This is a genomic window from Pectobacterium betavasculorum (genome assembly GCF_000749845.1).
Lineage (GTDB): Bacteria > Pseudomonadota > Gammaproteobacteria > Enterobacterales > Enterobacteriaceae > Pectobacterium > Pectobacterium betavasculorum.
In genome coordinates this window covers 1-797 of sequence record NZ_JQHM01000049.1, presented here as the reverse complement: position 1 = coordinate 797, position 797 = coordinate 1, and the positions used below count along the sequence as shown (strand labels likewise).

Sequence of the window (797 nt, the reverse complement as noted above, 5' to 3'; positions counted from 1 at the left end):
CGTGCGTCATGAGGCGCTGCGTACGCGGTTTGTCGAGATGGAGGGCGTGCCGTGGCAGCAGATTGATGAACCGGCACCTTTTGCGCTCGCCGTGCACGACCTGCGCGGGCGGCCTGCGGCATCCGATAAGCTGCGTCAGCTTGCCGATGAAGAGGCCGCCGCGCCCTTCGATTTGCAGCAAGGGCCGCCGATCCGCGGCCGGCTGATACAGTTGGACGAGCGCGAGCAGGTACTGCTGGTGACGATGCACCATATCGTCGCTGACGGCTGGTCGCTCGGCTGCTTTATGCGGGAGCTGGGCGAACTGTACCGGGCGTTCAGCCGGCAACAGCCGGATCCGCTGGCACCGCTGGCCATTCAGTATGCGGACTACGCCGCCTGGCAGCGGCGTTGGATGCAGGGAGAGGAACTACAGGCGCAGCTCGGCTACTGGCGTGAGCAATTGGCGGATGTGCCACCGCTGTTAGAGCTGCCGACCGATCGGCCGCGGCTGGCAGTGCAGGATTATGTGGGCGGACGTATCGACTTTACACTCGATGCGCAGTTGACCTCCGGGCTGAAAGCGCTGGCGGCGCGTCATGGTGCCACGCTGTATATGACGCTGCTCGCCGGCTGGACGCTGCTGCTCTATCGCCTGAGCGGACAGGATGACATCGTGGTCGGCTCGCCGGTGGCCGGGCGTACCCGCACCGAGCTGGAGCCGCTGATCGGTTTCTTTGTCAATACGCTGGCGCTGCGCAACCGGGTGGACGGCGAGGCATCGGTGGGTGCCTTGCTGGCGCAGGTAAAAGCGACCA

The 797-nt window shown here is 65.2% G+C and carries 1 protein-coding gene; it reads left to right on the top strand.

Annotated features, from left to right (window positions below):
- Positions 1 to 37: 37 nt before the first annotated feature.
- Positions 38 to 797, top strand: a 760-nt coding sequence (locus KP22_RS21015) for a condensation domain-containing protein (RefSeq protein ID WP_280513148.1), incomplete at its 3' end; no start/stop codon positions are given.